Source organism: uncultured Methylobacterium sp., assembly GCF_964244095.1.
Taxonomy (GTDB): Bacteria; Pseudomonadota; Alphaproteobacteria; order Rhizobiales; family Beijerinckiaceae; genus Methylobacterium.
In genome coordinates this window covers 1-18,706 of record NZ_CAXTHR010000006.1, presented here as the reverse complement: position 1 = coordinate 18,706, position 18,706 = coordinate 1, and the positions used below count along the sequence as shown (strand labels likewise).

Below are 18,706 nucleotides of genomic sequence, written 5' to 3'. Positions count from 1 at the left end.
CGGGAAGCGATTGCGGACCCGATTGCGGACCCTGGGGGGCGAGATTGAACAGGATGTTTAACGCGCCGCTCGTAGGCTAGGTGGTCTGGAGCGCGATCAGTAGGCGCGCAACGTCTCAATCCAGACCGGAATGTCGGCAGCAGCAATTTCCGCCTGCACCTCATCATAGATGGAACGCAGCTTTTCGGGATTGCTCTCCAAGCCAAACCGACGCTTCAAGTAAGCATGTAGGCCTCCGAGCCTAAATCCGAAATACACTGCTTCGTAATTCGGCGCCCCATACCCAGCATCGGGGTATTCTTTAACTACAAGTCTAATCAAAGCGAATATATAAGCCTCGCGCAGGCCTATTAGGCCTGATGTTGGTAGTCCACGCCCCGCGCTTTCGGCTGCACTGCTGAACACACGCAGCTTGTATCGTTCGGGCACGGCGCCGCGACGCCGCCAGCCTGCGACGGTTGATGGGTCAATCCCGAGCTGATCCGCCAACTCTCGATCTAGCTCCACCCCAGCCTCACGCTTGAGGCCATCAATCTCGTCGTCAACGCCAGCCGCCATGTTGCGTAACATTTCAAAGAGTGTCATACGTCATGTTATGACATGTTGTGCGAGCCTAACATGAACGTTGTCATTCACGACAGCCTCGCCGCCTATGAGCGGGAGTACAATCTTGTGCGCGGCGCCCTGACCTCTCGGGGGACATCGCTGAACGCTTGGTTGTGCGAACAGGGGATCAACAGGCAGCTCGCCTACCGGGCGCTTAAAGGGCAGTCGCTGGGTCGCAAGGCCGTCTCTGTCCGTGCGCAGATCCTGAGAGACATTCTTGGCGCGGCTGCCTGACATGGTGGAATGGCTGTCAAGCGTCGATCTTGCAGCTACCGCCGGCATTTCGGAGCGGAAGGCGCGTGCTCCACTTGCGCGTTCTCTTCGCGATCCAGGTTATCAGTGGCGTGGTGCGCGGCTTGCCGTCGTCGCTCGGTACGGTCGTGGCGGACTTCGTGGCGAGCAATACCGTGTCCGCGCCGACAGCCTTCCCGTCGACCTTCGGCACCGTTGGGAAGAGCTTCAACGGGCGTTGAAGCCCGAGCCTCTTTGCACTGACGACGCGCTTGAGCTGCGCGAGTGGCGCTTCAGCGTGATCCGCCCTGCCCTCGCCTTCAAGGCCGGGACATCGGAGCGCGCCGCGGCCGTCCGCGAGATCGCCGGGCGCGAGGACACCCCGTTCGTCATGACTTCGGCGGCCGGCGTCGTGCTCGGTGCGATCGACCGTTGCGTGCGGTTCCGCCACAACGGGCTCGTCATCGGAGCGCCCGGCGTCGGCAAGACGCGTGCGCTGGAGGAGGCCGTGCGCCGTTCCGAGACGATGGAGGGGCCGCACGTCGGGCTCGTGACCGTCACCGGCGTGATGGGCAACTCGGCCATGGCGGTGCTGGAAGAGATCGCCCCTCACCTCGGCGTGCGCACGGTCTACGGCGTCGCCGCGACGCACAAGCTCCTGTGCAGCCGGGCCAGCTCCTTTCCCGTCTTGCTGTTCGACGAGGCTCAGAACCTCAGCCTACGCTTGTTGCGTGATCTGCTGACGATCAGCGAGCAAGCACGCGTCCAGATGCTGTTCCTCGGCAACGACGAGGCGCTCAAGTTCGTCAACTCGCAGAAGGCGGCCATCGGGCAGATCGCCCGGCGCCTGCCGGTTCGGGAAGAGATCGACTGCATCCTCGACGCGGACGCGGATCTGCTCGCGGGCCAGTACGACGTCGAGGGGCCGGAGGCGTTCCGGCTGTGCCGCGCCCTCGCCGAGGCTCACCACGCGGACGGCATCGGCAAGGTGCTGCCGATCGCCCGTGCCGCCGCCGAGGCGGCGGGCAGCCGGACGGTCCAAGTCGATCACCTGCGCGAGGCGCTGTCGCTCTTCCCGCACCTCTCGCGTGACCTCGCGCGGGCCACGGCGGCTCCGAAGGTCGAGCGCCAAAGCAGCTTCAAGCGCCTGCCCAAGCGGCGCTGATCCCCCTTCCCCCCTTCGTCGCGTACCCCGCGCCGGGGTCAACCCGGCCGTTCCCTTCATCAGTGAGGCCATCCCATGAACCATCACGTCGAGCCGGCCGCGATGTCCGCAGGTGCAGAGACCCTACCGCGTCAGCTCCGCTTCGATCCGGACGGCTATCCGATCGGGCCGGAGATCCCGGAGGCGTTGCTGACCCGCTGGAAAGGCATGCTCGCGAGCTGCGCCAAGGCGCAGGCGCGAATGCACAATTCCTATGAGCGGCTCTTCAAGGATCGCGAAGCCTGCATCCGCGTCATGGGCGGCCTCTTGGAGGATGCGAGCGGCATCGCGGACGATCTCCGCAAGCTTGCCGACCTGTTCGGCCAGGCCGTGAACGCCGAGGGCGTCGAGGGCAAGCTCGCCGAGGCCCTTCGGCTCGTACACAGCTCTATGACGACGATGTCGTACCGCATCGACGCTCTGGAAAAGCAGGGCGACGCGGCGCGCGAGAGGTATCACCTGTGATCCGGCCGGCGCAGCTCAAGCTCCTGGACCGCGCCCGCGCCGCGGTCGCGCCGGACGCGGCCGAGTTCGCCGAGATGCTGCAACGCTGGGGCGACGCTCAGAGCGTAGACGCGCTCTCGGCCGCCGGCTTCGAGCGGTTCATGGATTATTGCACCGTCTGCGGCTTCCGCGATCGGCAGCGGCCAGTGCTGTCCAAGGTGACGATCAAGGCTTTCGATCTCGCATGGTATGAGGCGGGTTTCACGCGCAATCAGATGATCACACATTTTCATTCCGGTGGTTTTCGCGAGTTGAAGGACGTGGACGGCCAAAAGCTCTTATACCTTATGGCCAATCTTGAGCGCTCGACGTTCCGCATCGAACGTTTCGAGTATTTCCGAACGCCTAAGATCACTTCCGCGCAACTTCGTCTATTGCAGACCGCGCGGCGGAAGATCGGGCAGCCAGATGATCGGTATTATCCGATGCTGCAAATCTTCGGGGCAGCCAACACCGCCGCGAGCCTCGATCAACGCGGCTTCGACCTGATGATGGCGGCCTTGCGGCGTGACGGCTTCGAGGATCGCGCCCGCGCCCCGAGCGGCCCAACCTTTGGAGCACGCCCCGGCTTCGCCTCCCCGGAGCAGGTCGATCTGATCCGCACCCTATGGCGGGAGTGGATCGGGCCGACCGCCGAGAGCGAGGCCGCTGTTGAAGCCGGCTTGAACGCGTGGCTGGAGCGCTACCATCGCGCGTCGTCGCTCCGCTTCGTCACCACCAGTGCGGCCGGGAAGGTCATCACGGCCTTGCGGGCGATGAAGGCCCGCAAGCGCGAACCGCGCCTCGCCTAGAGAAGCGCCGTCCCTCAACCCGGAACCTTGATTGCCGGGAGGCCACGTTGGATATCGCCGGCCATCCCGATAGCGAACTGTGCGCAACGGCGGAGATCCGGCAGCGCGATGCCCACCATCGTGAATTCATCCCGCTTTCGGCGGGTGTACTTCCCGGTGGCGAACATAAGGTGGGTGCCGTCCTCGCTCATGCCGAAACACACCTTGTGTGCGACGATGTTTCGAGTTTCTACCCATTTCTCGTAATTGTAGGAAACCTCTTTGACTGTTTTAGTCATATCGTCGTTCTGAAAGTGATCGTAAATCTCCCGTATGCGTGAGATCTTCGTGCGTGTGTCGAACCGATCGACGACAAGTCGGCCTACATCGTCATCGACCCCCATGAGGGCTATCAGCCACATGGTCAGGGCCGCTTCCATCAGCGCCCACGCTCGAAACATGACGACGATATCCCCGTTGACGTTGTCGGGGAACGGCTTGCTGATCTGAGCGAGCCAGTCTGCATCATCGTCTGACGGCGGCATCTTGGACATCTGTTCACCCCACGGTTGCCAGAGCTATAGTGGATTTGGCTGAGCCAGCCGTCCGTCGCACGTCGACGCGGGACGCGGCGCCCCCCTCGGCTACTTCCCCGCTCCGCCAATAGGTCCCGGATTGGCCTCAAGTGCTTCAATTCCGGCTTCAAGGAATTCAGGCGGCGGGATTGACAGTCTGAAAGCACGACGGGGCTGTACGGCCAAATTTGGAGGTGCTGCGCCTAACGCACGCATCCCGACCTCGCCCCGGTGGACTTTACGATGTCAAAGAGCGCCGGGCGCGGCGCCGGCATTGCCGGCGATGGCCGCCCGGAAACCACTGGGCTCGATCGTCAGGGACGATCCGAGCCGTCAGAGGATTTCGACCCACACCCCGCCGGCCGCCTCGATCCCCATCACCTTGCCCGCCCGCGAGCGCGTCCCGCCGCCGTCACTGCCGGCGACCGTCGCGTCGTCGGCGATGAAGCAATCCTTCAACAGCCCCGCCCGCGCGACGGGATCGCCCGCGAGGTTGGCGTAGAGGAACACGCCGCGCCGCACCGTGATCCGCTGTGCCCCCGCCGCGCCGCCGGTGTTGTCGATCGCTTCCTCGGCACGGCCCGCCGCCACCAGCCCGGCCGCCGTTGCGCCCGGCGCCGCATAGCCGCCCGCCAGCGCCACCAGCGCGCCCCGCACGATGCGCGCCCCGGCCGCGACTTCCAGCGACAGCATCATGCTCTCGCGCCGCTGCGTGTCCCGATCTTGTGTCAGCGCCATCCGACCCTCCACCCTCGCCTTCGTTGCTCGTCAGCCCGCTCGATCCGGCCACCGCGCTTCGATCCGTCGCTCACGCCCGCGGGCGCGGGACGGCCCGTGCCTCGGCGGCGAGGCTCGCCGCATATTCGGCTTCGTCCAGGCCGAGATTGGCGCAGATCGCACGCTGCTGATCGTTGAGGCCGGTCGCACCGGCTCGGCCCAACTCCCGGCCGGCGCGCTGGGCCGTCTCGCTCTCGCCCCCCGACACGATCACCGGCAACGCGCCGATCAGCGCGGCCGTCGTGTCGAAGGTGTTGAGTGCCATGGTGACGTAGTGGCCGCGCGTGGCCGGGGTGACCTTGCCGCCCGCGACCGCATCGTCCACCAGGCGCTCCGCCCGCGCCTTCGTGGCGTCCGCATCACGCGCGGCGAGCTGCGCTGTGGCGGCGTTGAGGGCCTGCACCGTCTCCTCGTGGATCGTGCGGCCGACGTAGCGGTCCAGCGGCACCTCGGCAGCGTTGGCGGCCCGGCCGGACGCATCCTTCAGCGCCTGTGCAGCCGTCAGCGCCTCGCTCTCGCTGGCGGTCTCCGGCAGGCCGAGGATCTTGCACAGCGAGGCCAGCAGCGAGAGGCCCTGTCGTGCGTTCAGCGCCTTCAGGTCGAGGTTGGGCCGGTGCACCAGGCCGGCGGAGAGGAGCGCCACCACGTTCTGCGCCGTGTCGCGGGTGTGGTTGAAGACCGGGGAGAGGAAGCGGTACTCCCGCGCCGCGATGGCGGTGCCGGCCCGCGCGGTCCAAACGACCCGCCCCCAGATCTGCCCGGCGCGCACCGCCAGCTCCTCGATCCAGCCGGCGGCCGGGGCACCGCCCACGCCCTTGTCGCCGATCTCGCTGGCGTGCTCGAAGTCCACCACCAGCGGCAGGCCGTGCGCCTCTGTTGCGGCCACGACCGCGGCCGGATCGGCGATGGTGAAGCGGCGGCCGTCGCGGCCCGCCAGGAGTGGACCGGCCGGCAGGAGTTGCACCCACTCGGGTGCGCCCGTGCCGCCCTCGACGTTCAACGCGAGACCGGTGGCGGTGGCGGTCGCACAGTCGCCGGAGGTGAGCGGATCGCGGCTGTTCAGAGCCAAGGCGAGGCCGGCAAGCCGGACATCGGCCGGCAGGAGTGGATCGGCGACCGCGGCGGCGGCGATGTGGCGGCTGAGGTCGCAATGATGGTTGGTCACCATCCCGGCCAGCATCGCCACATAGACCGCCTCCAGCCGAGCCGACATCGCGGCTTCGGTCGCGGCGAATTCCCGACACACGGCTTCGTGCGTCTCGCGGGTGACGTAGCCGTCCGGCGTTTCGGTCGCGCCAGCCTGGAGCGCGTCTACCGCCGCATGCACCGCCGCCTCATCCGCCGTGGCCGGCAGGCCGAGTGTCCCGCGCAACAGGACGGCGAAGGCGGGGCTGGACGCGGCGGGTGACACGGTGGCAGGTTCGGCGGTGCGGATCGGCTGGCTCATGGGGACAGCCTGATCCGGGGGGGCGTCCTGAGGCACAGAGGCTCGCGTCTCCGTGGAAATGCGGACCCCTGTGCTGCGCGCTGCCGGGAACCGTCCATATCCGCCTTTTCCGCGCGCCCCGACACTTGTAAGCTCCCGCCCGGTCGAGCGAGCAAAGCCGGACATGTTCCGCGAGGGAGTTGCGCCCCTCCGGCCGCTCACATCGCGCTCTTACACCGCCTACCCGTCTTGCATCGCCGGGACGCGCGTCCTCCGACAGCGCCCGTGCCCTGCGCGGTCGCGGAAGACACCGGTCTCGATCTTCCCCGAACACGCCGACGCTGCTAGCCTCCCGCCCGGCCGAGCCACGGACAACCGGACATGTTCCGCGAGGGAGTTCCGCCCCTCCGGCCGCTTCCATCGAACGCCGATCTGGATGCCGTGCTCCCTCGATCGCACCGGGGATGGGCGCCCCCGTGCCTGTTCTCTCCAGTCGGTCGCTAGCGTCCCCGAAGGATGCGTCCCGGTCGGGACGCGCGAGGTAACCTTCGGCATGGAACGTGAACCGGTCGTGGCCTCCGACCCGTTCGGAGAGGGAACCGAACTGCCGGACTGGTTGACGGGCCCGGCCGACAACGCTGACCTGCCGGCGATACTGCGGAGCTTCGCCGAGACGGTCGGACGCCTGGATGCCCTGCGCCTCGCATACGCGCTTGGTGGCACGAAGCAGAACCTCTCGGTCCAGCCCTCCGGCACCGATGCCATCAGCACCGTGATCGGGCAGGATCGGGCTCGTGCACTCGGCCGGGCGATGTGCGGGGCCTCGGCTTCGATGCGGGTGACGATCCCCTTCGGCCCGTTCAGCCGTGCAGCGAAGCTGCGGTTGCAGGTCCGGAGGCGCGCAAGGCCGAGCTGGAGCAGCTCATCTCCGGCATCCGGGCGAGCGCGGAAGGTGCCGCTGCGGCGGTGAAGGAAGCGCTCGGCGCCGACCTCTCCGCGGAAGGGCAGAAGGCGGGCGCGAGTTACGCGACGGGCCTCGCCACGGGCGGCGCGGCGGCGGAGGCCACGGCGACCGGGACGGCCACGTCCGTCAAGGGCGCCCTCGGGGTCGACGCGGCGGCCGAAGGGCAGAAGGTCGGCGCGAGCTATGCGGCCGGCATCGAGACGGGCGGCGCGGCGGCAGTCGCCGCGGCGGCAGCGATGGCCGCCCGCGTGAAGGCGGCGCTCGACGGCGCCGGCGGCGGGGCCGGCGCGGGCGCGGTGGCTGCGGCATCCGGCGCGCGGACGCCGTCGGCCGGTGTCCGGGCGATCCGGCAATCGCTGTCCGTCCCGACGATCTCACCGGCGGGCGTCGCCGCGATGCGCCAGGCGGCCGTGATCGGCCCGACCCAACCGGCCGCCGTGCGGACCGCTTCGGTCGGCAACAGGGAGCCCGAAGCCGGCCGGGGCACCGGCCGCGGCGGCGGGACGGGCGGTAGCGGCACCACGGTCAACGTCGGCGGCATCACGGTCAGCGGCGCGGGCGACCCGGAGCGCGTGGCCTCACGCGTCGGCGCGCGCCTTGCTGCCGCGATCGACCGCACCCGCTCCGGTGCGCTGCATGACGGGGTGGCGTGAGTAGGGAAGGGAAGAACCGATGATCTTGTCCATTTCCCCCGTGCAAGGTGTCGAGCAATCATGAGCGGCGTCAGCATTTCCTACGACCTCTCCGGCATCGTCGCTGTCGATGCGCTGCTTGATCGGCTTGACCCTCTCGATGGCGCCGAGTTGCTGGAGGCTATGGCCCGTCTAGTCCAAGGGCAGACCCGGCGCCGCATCTATTCGGAGAAGACAGGGCCGGACGGTACGGCTTGGCCTCCCAACAGAAAGGGGACTTCAATCCTTGTTGCTTCGGAGGCATTGGCCAAATCGATTGATTATAAGGTCAATGGGACGGAAGCGATCGTTGGATCGGGCTTGCGGTATTCCCGCATTCATCAATTCGGCGGCGTCATCCGACCGAAGGCGGGCAAGGCCCTCGCTTTCAAGGTCGGCGGACGGAAGGTCGTCGCCCGTAAGGTCACAATCCCGGCGCGTCCCTACCTCGGGGTGTCCGACGCCAACGCCGTAGAGCTACTGGATACGGCCGTTCGGTTCATGCGGGATGTCATCGGCCGGTAGCCTTCTTCTCAGGCCGTTGCCGCCGCGACGGATGCCGGGGCATCGAGGCCGCTCCTCACCGCCGCGGTGGGCCCGATCGGGCCTGACCTGAGTTCCTTCTCCCGCCCATCTTGAAAGCTGTTCCATGAAGCTCTCCGAACTCCAGGAAATGCTGCGGTCCTACGGCAGCGAGTACGCGACGATGCAGGCGGAGCTGTTGCTGCCCCGGATCGCGCCGGCGGACGGCATCGCCTTCGACGCGCTCGGCGCTTTGGCGCAGGAAGAGGGCACCGCGGCGGTGGTCGAAGTGCTGGAGCTTGCCGAGAAGGTGACGCCGCGAGCGCCGATCGGCTTCGCCCACGTGCGCGCTGCCATTCGCCACCGTTACGACGGCACCGACAAGGGCACAGGCACCCTGCGCCAGCTCGGGCGGATGCCGTGGCCGGACATGGTTCAGGACCGAATTTGACGGGAGCTTCAATGAGCGGTGAAGCAGCGATCGAGTTGACGATGCAGGCGGTGGCCATCCCGGTTTCAGGTCGGCTCTTGCTGCCGCTCCGGGTCCAGGTCCAGGGGATCGAAGCCGTCCTGGTATCCGCAGACGCTTACGACGCGCTGTTTCAGGCCGCACGCAAGAGCGTCGGAACCCGATCGAGGATCGAGCGCGATCCGGAGGTGCAACGCTTCGTTGACGAGCGCCTTTCGACGCACGAACTAACCGTTCTGCGTGACGAGATCGCGAAGCAATTCGGCTCGGAACGCACGCCGTCGTCGTCCGGTCTCAACCGCTATGCCGTCGCGCGCCGCAGGCTGGCGGAGGCTGTCACGATGCGCGCAAAGGGCCGGCGCAACTCGCGAGGTCCCCGATAATCCCGGATATTCTCGCCAGTTTCGGACCGCTGCCGCCAGTTAGCGATGACATACACAGCATGGTGTTGCCGGCCCGCCCGCGCCAGCCTTGCGACACCTTTCTCTGCGATGTCTTGGCGCGTGCCCGCACCCCTGCCCTGCCTCCCGCGTTGAAGGCGGCAAACCTCAGACGCGGGACACGCACATGGCCGACGGCTTCGACGGACTCTCCGACAAGGCGCTCTCGATCTTCACCTTCGCGGCCTATCACCGGCTGCTCAGCGGCGAGACGGTGTCGTCCGTGATCCGCAAGGACGGCGCCGGGCACGAGGCGGACCCCGAGGGCGTGTCCGAGCTGGAGGGCCGTGGCCTCGTCACGGCCAGCGAGACCGGGATCGCCCTCGGAGCGGAGGCGCAGGATTTCGTCGAGACGCTGGTGCTGGCCCTGCGGCGCGAGGCGGGGCGCTGAGGGCGTTCCCGTTTCCTCGGACGAGGCAGGGGCGCCGGGCCTCCGAGGCGCCGGCCTCTGGCCATCGCGCCGCGAAAACCTATCTGGTCTCGTTCCAGACTGCGCGATGCCGAGCGACCACATGAGCATTGAGACCGCATGAGCATTCCCCTCACGCTGACCGTGAACGGCACGGTGCGCGACCTCGTCCTGGAGGATTCGCGCGTCACCTTGCTCGACCTCTTGCGCGAGCGCCTTCACCTCACCGGCTCCAAGAAGGGCTGCGACCGCGGCCAGTGCGGCGCCTGCACGGTCCTGGTGGACGGACGGCGGATCAACGCCTGCCTGGCGCTGGCCGTGAGCCTCGACGGCGCCACGGTGATCACCATCGAGGGGCTGGCCGCGTCCGGCGGCGAATCCGGCGACGCGCTGCACCCGGTTCAGGCGGCCTTCATCGCCCATGACGGCTTCCAGTGCGGGTTCTGCACGCCCGGTCAGATCATGAGCGCCGTCGGGCTGATCGCGGAGGGACAGGCCGGCACCGATCCCGAACGGGTGCGGGAAGGCATGAGCGGCAACCTCTGCCGCTGCGGCGCCTATGCCGGCATCAGCGAAGCCGTGCTCGCGGCCCAAGGAATCGCGCTGCGGGAGGATGCGGCGTGAACCTGTTCGATTACACCCGGCCCGCCAGCGTCGCCGAGGCGGTCGCGGCGGCGGCCGTGCCCGGCGCGGCGTATCTGGCCGCCGGCACCAACCTGCTCGACCTGATGAAGGGCGGCGTCGTAACGCCGACGCACCTCGTCGACGTGACCCGCCTCCCCGGCCTCGACCGGATCGAATTCCTGGACGACGACGGCGTGCGCATCGGCGCGCTGGTGCGCAACGCCGACCTCGCCCACGACGCGCGCTTCGCCCGGGCGTACCCGGCGGTGGCCGAGGCGCTGCTCTCGGGCGCCTCGGCGCAGTTGCGCAACGCCGCCACCACCGCCGGCAACCTGATGCAGCGCACCCGCTGCCCGTACTTCTACGACCCCGCCTCCCCCTGCAACAAGCGCGCGCCGGGCGCGGGCTGCGCGGCGACCGGCGGCGCGACGCGGCTGCATGCGGTGCTCGGCTGGAGCGAGCACTGCATCGCTACGCACCCCTCCGACCTCTGCGTGCCGCTGGCAGCACTCGACGCCGTGGTCGAGGTCGCGGGCGCGGCCGGCACCCGCGACGTGGCGCTCGCCGAGTTCCACCGCCTGCCCGGCGATGCGCCCGAGCACGAGACCGTGCTGGCGCCGGGCGAACTGATCACCGCCGTGCGCCTGCCGCCTGCGGCGGCGGGCTTCTCGGCGCATGCCCGCTACCTCAAGGTCCGCGACCGCACCTCCTACGCCTTCGCCGTGGTCTCGGCGGCGGCAGCCCTGCGCCTGGATGGCGGCCGCATCGGCGAGGCGCGCCTCGCGCTCGGCGGCGTCGCGCTGAAGCCCTGGCGCGCGCACGAGGCGGAGCGGCTGCTCGCCGGCCAGGCGCCGGAGCGCGCGGCCTTCCAGGCTGCGGCCGACGCGGCGCTCGCCGACGCCAAGCCCTCCGGCGCGGCCAACGCCTTCAAGATCGAGCTGGCCCGCCGCATCCTGGTGCGCGCGCTGACGCTGGCCGCGGCCGGAACCCCCGATCGGGTGCCGGCGCTGCCGGGCTCTCCCTTCGCTTCTTCCTTCGCCCCCTCCCCCGCAGGAGCCGCCCATGGCTGAGATCGCCCTCGCCCCCTCCCCCGGGCGCGCCCGCCACGGATCGAGCGTCGGCCAGCCGCTGACCCGCCGCGACGGACCGCTGAAGGTCACGGGGCGGGCGACCTTCGCCGCCGACAACGTCGCCGCCGGCACGCTGCACGCGGCGCTCTGCGTCGCCCGCATCGCCCGCGGCCGCGTCACCCATCTCGACCTGGCGGCGGCGCAGGCCCATCCCGGCGTCGTCGCGGTGATGACGCCGGAGAACGCGCCCAAGCTCGCCCAGCATCCCGACGAGAAGGCGCACGGCTTCATCTTCCGCCTCGACCTGCTGCAGGATTCAGCCGTCCGCTACGCCAACCAGCCGGTCGCGGTAGTGATCGCCGAGACGCTGGAGGCCGCCACCGAGGGCGCACGCCTGCTCAGCCCCCGCTACGAGGCGGAGCCGCCGCGCATCGGCCTCGACGCGGAGCCGCCATTCACGCCGCCCGGCGTCGGCGCCGGCCAGCCGCCGGAGGAGCTGCACGGCGACGTCGAGGCCGGCCTCACCGCTGCCGACAAGCGGATCGCGGCCACCTACGAGACGCCGGCGCAGTACCACAACCCCATGGAGCCGCACGCGGCGGTCGCGTCCTGGGATGACGACCGCCTGACGCTGCACACGCCGAGTCAGGGCATGGCGATGGCGCAGGGGCGGCTCGCCGGGCTGTTCGGCATCCCGCCCGGCAACATCCGCATCGAGAGCCCGTTCCTCGGCGGCGGCTTCGGCTCGAAGGGCCTGATCTCCGGGCCGCAGATCCTGGCCTGCATGGCAGCCCGCCTCGTCGGCCGCCCGGTGAAGCTCGTGCTCGCGCGCTCGCAGATGTACGGCCCCGTCGGCCACCGCGCCCAGACCCGCCAGAGCTTCCGCCTCGGCGCGGATGCGGGCGGAAAGCTGACGGCGCTCGAGCACAAAACGCTGACGGCCTCGAGCCGCTTCGACGACTTCTTCGAGCCGGCCGGCAGCGTCTCGCACACCCTCTACGCCAGCCCCGCCATCGCGGTCCGCCACGAGGCGGTGCGGCTCGACACCGGCACGCCGCTGTTCATGCGCGCGCCGGGCGAGGCCTCGGGCAGCGTCGCCCTGGAGAGCGCCGTCGACGAGATGGCGCTCGCTTGCGGCATGGACCCGCTGGACTTCCGGCTGACGAACTACGCCGAGGTCGAGCCGATCTCGGGCAAGCCGTTCTCCTCGAAGTCGCTTCGCGAATGCTACGTGCAGGGCGCCGAGCGCTTCGGCTGGGCGGCACGGCCGAAGGCGCCGCGCCAGACGCGCGATGCCGACGGGCTTCTCGTGGGCTGGGGCATGGGCACCGCGACCTTCCCGGCGCTGATGTTCGAGGCGGAGGCGAAGGCCGAGCTGCGCGCCGACGGCACCGGCACGATCGAGACCGGCGCGCACGACATGGGCCAGGGCGCCTGGACGGCGCTCGGCCAGATCGCCGCCGACGGCCTCGGGATCGGCCTCGACAGCCTGACCTTCAAGATGGGGTCGTCGGACCTGCCGAACGCCGGAATCGCCGGCGGCTCGGCCCACACCGCGACCGCGGGCGGGGCGATCCACGCGGCGGGGCAGGCGGTGATCGGCCAGCTCGGCGACCTCGCCACCAACGACCCGGCCTCCCCGCTCTACGGCGCGGGCAATGCCGGCGTCGTCGCCCGCGACGGGCGGCTGATCCGCCGCGACGATGAGACCCGCAGCGAATCGTTCCAGGACATCCTAGCGCGCGCCGGCCGCGCAAGCCTCACCGCGACGGGCAAGGCCTCGTCCGACCCGGCAGCGGCCAAGACCTACGCGATGCACGCCCACGGCGCGGTCTTCGCCGAGGTGAAGGTCGATCCCGACCTCGGCCAGATCCGCGTCACGCGCCTCGTCGGCGCGTTCGCGGCCGGGCGCATCGTCAACCCGCGGCTGGTCACGAGCCAGTATTACGGCGGGATGATCTGGGGGCTGTCGTTCGCGCTGCACGAGCACGCGGCGATGGACGCCCGCACCGGGCGCTTCCTCAACGACGATCTCGCCGAGTACCACATCCCGGTCAACGCCGACACGCCGGCGATGGAGGCGATTCTGGTCCACGAGGACGATTCCCACGTCAACGCGCTCGGCATCAAGGGGGTGGGCGAGATCGGCATCACCGGCACGGCCGGCGCCATCGCCAACGCGGTGTGGCACGCCACCGGCGTGCGCGTGCGCGACGTCCCGATCACGCTGGACAAGCTCCTGGGGTGAGGCTGGTGACGCGGCTCCGCGGAATTTTCGACCTACACCAAGCTGCGATGAGAACAACGCATCGCGGCTCGGTCACCGCGACTGCGGGGCGACGATGCTCCGCCCGCCATCGCCGGCCATGACCTGTCGGCTTCGATAGGAAGAGATAAGATAGTCATGATGAACGATTTGGATGCAGCAACCGGGACTTGTGGAGCGACGTAGGCTGCCGAAGCCGTCCATTCACCATTCGAGTTGTAGCGACCCTTTGAAGGTGCGCGGCGCGCCGATGCCGAGACCATTGGCGGCCGATGCGTAATAGCGGTGATCGGCGACGTTATCGATACCGAGGCGGAACGTGGCGCGCGTGCCCGGACCGACGCGTGTCCGGTAGCGCAGGCCGAGGTCCACCCGCGCCCATTCAGGGATCTTCTGCGTGTTCTCGAGGTCGACGTACTGCGCGCCAAGGTAGTAGACGCCCGCCGTCAGGGTCAGGCCCTGTACGGGCGGAAGGTCGTACTCGCCATAGAGGCTCGCCTGAAACCGCGGCACACCAATCGGCGCGTTGCCATCGGTTCGTACGTCTCCGGTCGCCTCGGCCTTCGGGTCGAGAGCCATCACGCTTGCGACGAGGCGGGTTCCCGGCCTCACCTCGCCAGCGAGGCTCGCCTCGATGCCGTCGTGCCTCTGAAGACCGTTTTGGACAAACAGGAGCGTCTTCGCGTCGAGATATTCGAGCGCGCGCTCGATGCGAAAAGCGGCGATCGTGCCGATCAGCCCGGCGAACTCGGCCTTGGCGCCGACTTCAAACTGTTCGGAGGGAACGGGCGGCAACACGGAATTGAAGTTGACGGCACCGATCGGCGCGACGCCCCCGCGCTGAAAGCCTTGCGCGTAGCTGGCGTAGATCAGTGTGTCCGGGGTCGGATGGAGCAGGAGTGCCGCGAGCGGCACTGCCTTCTCCTGCGTGTCCCGGCCGATGCCATCCCCCGTCGTCGTGTCGAAATCGGCGTTTCGGATTCTGACGTAGCGCAGGCCGCCGAGGAGTTGAACGATGCCGCCGGGCAAAGTGACGAGATCGGTACCGTAAGCGGTCGTGACGAGCGTGTCATTGCTCAGCCGTGCAGGGCCGCCTTGGACGACGGGCCGTGGGTAGTAGACCGGATTGAAAAGGTTCGATGCCAGGGCGTCGCCGAAAGCGCCGGTCGAGGCGAAGGATCGGTCGTTTTCGATGTCTATACCCACGTTGACTTCGTGACGCAGTGCTCCGGTCTCGATCCGTCCCCGCACGTTGGCCTGCCCGCCGTCTCCACTGGTTTCGCTGTTGAAACGAATGGGCAAGAGCGCGTAGTCGCCGGCTGCGTTGCGGATCGTCGGAGCGGTGGCGAGGAAGTTGTTGACGAAGAATGATCTCCGGTAGTGTGTGGAGAGCATCCAGACGTCGTTGATGTCGACCTCCGCCTTGACGAAGCCGAGGTACTGCGGGTTGTCCGTGAAGCTCCACCGCTGCGCGTAGTTGCGGTCGGCCCGGATCGCCCGCGGCACCGGAATGCCTGGCAGGAGCGAGAAGGGAAGCTGGTCACGGTCGTTGAAGTTTGCCGCGTAGACGAAGTCGGCGGAGAGGCGCACCCGGTCGCTCGGGGCGTAGTCCAGGTTGATCTGCGCGAGTTCGTGCCGCAGCCGCGTTCCGTTGTGGAACGCCCCGTCATTGAACGCGCCGTTGAACCGGATGCCGAACTCGTTGCGCTCGCCGCCGCGGCGAGAGATGTCGACGTTGGTGCCGAGATAGCCCGGTGCGATGTAGCTCGACGTGACGGAGGTGTAATCGAAGGGCAGCACGCGCTTCGGGACGAAGTTGATGATGCCGCCGATGCCCTGCGTCGCGCCCGTGCCAAACAGGACGGCCGCCGGACCTTTCAGGATTTCGATGCTTTGAATGCCTTCCAGCGCGAACTTGCTCAGAAATCCGACCTGCGCACCGTCGTAGAGGCGATCGGCCGCCGACACCTCGAAGCCTCTGATGTAGAAACGGTCGTCATAATAACCGAATGTATTTTGCACTGTGACGGAGGCATCGTTCTTTAAGATGTCGCTGGCCACTTGCGCCTGCTGATCTCGGATCAGTTTGCCTGTAAAGCCCGTTGTTGCAAATGGGATATCGACGACACGCTTGTTGCCGAGAATGCCAGTGCTGGTGGTGCTTCGCGTGAGGCCGCCCGGAGCATCCCCAGGAATATCGTATTGATCGAGGCCGATAGACGATCTACGGTCGATGGTTCTTTCTCTTGAGACCTCGACCGAAATTTCTTCGAGCATCGTCGTGGCCGCCGCATCCTGGGCTTGGGCCGGAGCCCACGCGACGAGCGTCGATCCCGCCAGGACTGTCCCGATCAGCAGCTTGTTTCTACGGTTCGATGACGCAAGCATGATGGTCCTCGAGGCTTGGAAGGCTGTCGAGGGTTGTTAAAGGGGCGCCCCTTCTGCCGAAACCCGAGGAGACGCTATCTCGAGGTTGAATATCGGTGCTCGACCTTCATTTTTCGCAGCGTGTTGCGGAAACGCACTTTGTACTTAGAATGAATTAAGATAATGAACCATGAGACTGGCGCGGCGCACTTGCCTTGATCGTCGACTGCGTCCAGGTTTCATGAATCCGAAAGACGCGTGCGCGTCCAGCCGCCGGCGTGTAGCTCCCGGTCGCGAGGACTTGGTATTCGACGATCTTCGAGCGTGCTCCTGTCCGCAGAGACGGACTTTCTGGTTCGATGCGTGTACGGCCGGAACGTTCGGCCGGTGCAGAAATCGGAATCCCCGCACCGGGAGGTTGCCGCTCGGGGAGCTCGCGCGCTCTCGGTGCCGATCATGGGGTCGAGCGTTGCATCGAGGCGACTGCGACGACGGGGCCGTCAGAGGCTACGCCCTTTGACTGGCCGACTCCCTACCCCGCCCGATCCGCCGCGCGCCGCCGAAGCGGTTGAGGAAGCGCGGCTCCTTCTCCGGGGCGATGCGGATGGCCAGGTGCAGCGTGCCGCCCTCCTCCATGCGCCGGTCGAGCACCTCGGCGTTCTCGTAGAGCCAGTGCAGCGCCGCGCCGTCCTCTGGGGATAGGACCACCGCGAAGGTCGAGCGCGCCTTGGCGATCCGCGCCTCGATCCGGGCGATGAGCGCCTGGAGCCCCTCCCCCGTCAGCGACGAGACCAGCACCGGCGCCGCACCGTCGCGGTCGTTGCGGCCGTGCGCCGAGAGGTTGGCGAGCCGGGTGCGCTCTCCCTCGTCGAGGAGGTCGGCTTTGTTCCAGACCTCGATGATCCGGTCGGCGGAGGTCTCGATGCCGAGCTCGTGCAGCACGGTGCCGACATCCTCGGCCTGCGCCTCGGAATCGCCGTGGCTGACGTCGCGGACATGCAGCAGGATGTCGGCCTCGATCACGTCCTCGAGCGTCGCGCGGAAGGCGGCGATCAGCGCGGTCGGCAGGTCGGAGATGAAGCCCACCGTGTCGGACAGGATCACCGTCTCGCCGTGCGGGAGCTTGGTGGCGCGCGCCGTCGGGTCGAGGGTGGCAAACAGCATGTCCTGCGCCACCACCTCGGCCTTGGTCAGCGCGTTGAACAGCGTCGACTTGCCGGCGTTGGTGTAGCCCACGAGCGCGACGATCGGGTAGGGCACCCGCGCCCGCCCCTGCCGGTGCAGGCCGCGGGTGCGGGTGACGGAATCGAGGTCGCGCTCGATCCGCGTCATGCGCTCCTGAATCATCCGCCGGTCAGCCTCGATCTGGGTCTCGCCGGGCCCGCCGAGGAAGCCGAAGCCGCCGCGCTGGCGCTCCAGGTGGGTCCACGAGCGCACGAGCCGGCTCTTCTGATACGCGAGATGCGCGTGCTCGACCTGGAGCGTCCCCTCGCGCGTCGAAGCGCGGCGCCCGAAGATTTCGAGGATCAGACCGGTGCGGTCGATGACCTTGGCGCCGAATTCCTTCTCGAGGTTGCGCTGCTGCACCGGCGAGAGGGCGCAATCCATCACCACGAGGCCGATCGCCTCGGCCTTGATCAGGCCGGCAAGCTCCGCAACGCGGCCCTTGCCAAGGTAGGTCGAGGGCCGGATGCGGGCCAGACTCAGCGGGATCGCCTCGATCACGTCAAGTTCGATCGCGGCGGCCAGGCCCACGGCCTCCTCGATGCGCGCCTGCGTCGAGCGCGTGACCGGGGCCGGCCCGTGGGGGGAGAGCGCGGCGGTGCGGCTGAGATAAGGCCCGACGACGAGGGTGCGGGTCGAGGCGGCAAGTTCGCCCTCGGGTGCGGCCATCGCCTGGAGCCGGGCCTCGCCGGCGGTCAGCATCTCGGTCATGGAATCCTTGTGCCGCCGCCCAGGCGGGGCGGCCGCGTCATGCGTTGCAAGGTCCTCGAGATGGGGATCGGCCGGCGGTGAGCCAAGGGCTGGCTCAGGCCGGCGCCTTCTCGGGCGCGGCCTCGTCCGGCTCGAACAACTGCACGGGGTGGCCCGGCATGATCGTCGAGATCGCGTGCTTGTAGACGAGCTGCGAATGGCCGTCGCGGCGCAGCAGGACGCAGAAGTTGTCGAACCACGTCACCACGCCCTGCAGCTTCACGCCGTTCACGAGGAAGATGGTCAGCGGAATCTTGTTCTTGCGGACGTGGTTGAGGAAGGTGTCTTGAAGGTTCTGTGCGCGTTCGCCCGCCATCTTCTTATCCTTTGTTGTTTTTGCGCCCGCCGTGTGAGCGGGTTTGATCGTCCGACAAGTCATTGCCTTAACCGGCCCGCGTGCGGACCGAAGTTCCGCATTACGCGTTCAATTCTCGCTCCGATGCAAGACCCGAACCGACCCCGCGCGCTACGCAGGCCGCGCGATCCTCGCCGGTCCGGGCCGGGGTCTGCGGGCGGCTCAGGGGCCGATCCCCAGGGACTTGAGCTTGCGGTGCAGCGCCGACCGCTCCATGCCGATGAATTCGGCGGTGCGCGAGATGTTGCCGGAGAAGCGCGCGATCTGCGCCACGAGGTACTCGCGCTCGAAGATCTCGCGGGCCTCGCGCAAAGCCAGGCTCATCAGCTTCTCGCCGCCGGCGCCGTTGGGCGTCGTCGGCACCAGCGCGCCGATCTCGGAGGGCAGCATCTCGGAGGTGACCTCCTGCTCCGGGTCGGCCTGGGTGAGGATCATCAGCCGCTCGACGTTGTTCTTGAGCTGGCGCACGTTGCCCGGCCAGT

Annotated in this window: 21 protein-coding genes; 13 read left to right on the top strand and 8 right to left on the bottom strand. The window is 68.2% G+C overall.

What is annotated here, in order from left to right:
* Positions 1-96: 96 nt before the first annotated feature.
* Positions 97-585 (bottom strand): hypothetical protein, encoded by a 489-nt coding sequence (locus ACFE86_RS02010; RefSeq protein ID WP_375453661.1) that lies wholly within the window; start codon positions 583-585, stop codon positions 97-99.
* A gap of 33 nt (positions 586-618) precedes the next feature.
* Here ACFE86_RS02010 and ACFE86_RS02005 point away from each other — a divergent pair, with 33 nt between their 5' ends.
* The 4 genes from ACFE86_RS02005 to ACFE86_RS01990 all read left to right on the top strand — a co-directional run bounded on the left by ACFE86_RS02005 (position 619) and on the right by ACFE86_RS01990 (position 3,336).
* Entirely contained in the window at positions 619-840 is a 222-nt protein-coding gene (locus ACFE86_RS02005) for a hypothetical protein (protein ID WP_375453660.1), read from the top strand.
* Positions 824-2,002, top strand: a complete 1,179-nt coding sequence (locus ACFE86_RS02000; RefSeq protein WP_375453659.1) for an AAA family ATPase — start codon at positions 824-826, stop codon at positions 2,000-2,002. Before ACFE86_RS02005 ends, ACFE86_RS02000 begins: the two co-directional genes overlap by 17 nt.
* Before the next feature lie 75 nt (positions 2,003-2,077).
* Positions 2,078-2,506 carry a hypothetical protein gene (locus ACFE86_RS01995; protein WP_375453658.1) on the top strand — a complete coding sequence of 143 codons (429 nt, stop codon included), beginning with the start codon at positions 2,078-2,080 and terminating at the stop codon, positions 2,504-2,506.
* The gene (locus ACFE86_RS01990; RefSeq protein ID WP_375453657.1) at positions 2,503-3,336 is read left to right on the top strand and encodes a regulatory protein GemA; all 834 of its coding nucleotides are present in this window, start codon (positions 2,503-2,505) and stop codon (positions 3,334-3,336) included. The genes ACFE86_RS01995 and ACFE86_RS01990 overlap by 4 nt, the downstream gene beginning before the upstream one ends.
* 14 nt (positions 3,337-3,350) lie before the next feature.
* On the opposite strand, the gene ACFE86_RS01985 is transcribed toward ACFE86_RS01990, so the two are convergent.
* The 3 genes from ACFE86_RS01985 to ACFE86_RS01975 form a co-directional block, all read right to left on the bottom strand.
* Entirely contained in the window at positions 3,351-3,869 is a 519-nt protein-coding gene (locus ACFE86_RS01985; protein WP_375453656.1) for a hypothetical protein, read from the bottom strand.
* A 354-nt stretch (positions 3,870-4,223) separates the two neighbouring features.
* On the bottom strand, positions 4,224-4,628 hold the full coding sequence (locus ACFE86_RS01980) for a hypothetical protein (protein ID WP_375453655.1): 405 nt from the start codon (positions 4,626-4,628) through the stop codon (positions 4,224-4,226).
* Positions 4,629-4,698: 70 nt separating this feature from the next.
* On the bottom strand, positions 4,699-6,114 hold the full coding sequence (locus ACFE86_RS01975) for a phage protease (RefSeq protein WP_375453654.1): 1,416 nt from the start codon (positions 6,112-6,114) through the stop codon (positions 4,699-4,701).
* A gap of 532 nt (positions 6,115-6,646) precedes the next feature.
* Here ACFE86_RS01975 and ACFE86_RS01970 point away from each other — a divergent pair.
* The 9 genes from ACFE86_RS01970 (at position 6,647) to ACFE86_RS01930 (ending at position 13,510) form a co-directional block, all read left to right on the top strand.
* Positions 6,647-7,063: a hypothetical protein gene (locus ACFE86_RS01970; RefSeq protein ID WP_375453653.1), complete on the top strand. Its 417-nt coding sequence runs from the start codon at positions 6,647-6,649 to the stop codon at positions 7,061-7,063.
* Complete coding sequence (locus ACFE86_RS01965; RefSeq protein ID WP_375453652.1) at positions 7,060-7,710, top strand: hypothetical protein; 651 nt, start codon at positions 7,060-7,062, stop codon at positions 7,708-7,710. Before ACFE86_RS01970 ends, ACFE86_RS01965 begins: the two co-directional genes overlap by 4 nt.
* Before the next feature lie 60 nt (positions 7,711-7,770).
* Positions 7,771-8,253 carry a phage virion morphogenesis protein gene (locus ACFE86_RS01960; protein ID WP_375453651.1) on the top strand — a complete coding sequence of 161 codons (483 nt, stop codon included), beginning with the start codon at positions 7,771-7,773 and terminating at the stop codon, positions 8,251-8,253.
* Between the two features lie 124 nt (positions 8,254-8,377).
* Entirely contained in the window at positions 8,378-8,701 is a 324-nt protein-coding gene (locus ACFE86_RS01955; RefSeq protein ID WP_375453650.1) for a hypothetical protein, read from the top strand.
* A gap of 11 nt (positions 8,702-8,712) precedes the next feature.
* Entirely contained in the window at positions 8,713-9,102 is a 390-nt protein-coding gene (locus tag ACFE86_RS01950) for a hypothetical protein (RefSeq protein ID WP_375453649.1), read from the top strand.
* A gap of 184 nt (positions 9,103-9,286) precedes the next feature.
* Positions 9,287-9,550: a hypothetical protein gene (locus tag ACFE86_RS01945; RefSeq protein WP_375453648.1), complete on the top strand. Its 264-nt coding sequence runs from the start codon at positions 9,287-9,289 to the stop codon at positions 9,548-9,550.
* A gap of 138 nt (positions 9,551-9,688) precedes the next feature.
* A complete protein-coding gene (locus ACFE86_RS01940) occupies positions 9,689-10,192 on the top strand; it encodes a (2Fe-2S)-binding protein (RefSeq protein ID WP_375453647.1) in 504 nt (167 codons plus the stop codon).
* Positions 10,189-11,262, top strand: a complete 1,074-nt coding sequence (locus ACFE86_RS01935) for an FAD binding domain-containing protein (protein ID WP_375453646.1) — start codon at positions 10,189-10,191, stop codon at positions 11,260-11,262. Before ACFE86_RS01940 ends, ACFE86_RS01935 begins: the two co-directional genes overlap by 4 nt.
* A complete protein-coding gene (locus ACFE86_RS01930) occupies positions 11,255-13,510 on the top strand; it encodes a xanthine dehydrogenase family protein molybdopterin-binding subunit (RefSeq protein WP_375453645.1) in 2,256 nt (751 codons plus the stop codon). The genes ACFE86_RS01935 and ACFE86_RS01930 overlap by 8 nt, the downstream gene beginning before the upstream one ends.
* A 222-nt stretch (positions 13,511-13,732) precedes the next feature.
* Here the strand turns inward: ACFE86_RS01930 and ACFE86_RS01925 are convergent, their stop codons facing one another.
* From ACFE86_RS01925 to ACFE86_RS01910, 4 genes are all read right to left on the bottom strand, one after another.
* Positions 13,733-15,916 carry a TonB-dependent receptor gene (locus ACFE86_RS01925; protein ID WP_375453644.1) on the bottom strand — a complete coding sequence of 728 codons (2,184 nt, stop codon included), beginning with the start codon at positions 15,914-15,916 and terminating at the stop codon, positions 13,733-13,735.
* 486 nt (positions 15,917-16,402) lie between these two features.
* On the bottom strand, positions 16,403-17,830 hold the full coding sequence (hflX, locus tag ACFE86_RS01920; protein ID WP_375453643.1) for a GTPase HflX: 1,428 nt from the start codon (positions 17,828-17,830) through the stop codon (positions 16,403-16,405).
* Between the two features lie 94 nt (positions 17,831-17,924).
* Positions 17,925-18,185 carry an RNA chaperone Hfq gene (gene hfq, locus ACFE86_RS01915; protein WP_375453642.1) on the bottom strand — a complete coding sequence of 87 codons (261 nt, stop codon included), beginning with the start codon at positions 18,183-18,185 and terminating at the stop codon, positions 17,925-17,927.
* 201 nt (positions 18,186-18,386) lie between these two features.
* On the bottom strand, positions 18,387-18,706 hold a 320-nt coding region (locus ACFE86_RS01910), incomplete at its 5' end, for a helix-turn-helix domain-containing protein (RefSeq protein ID WP_375453641.1).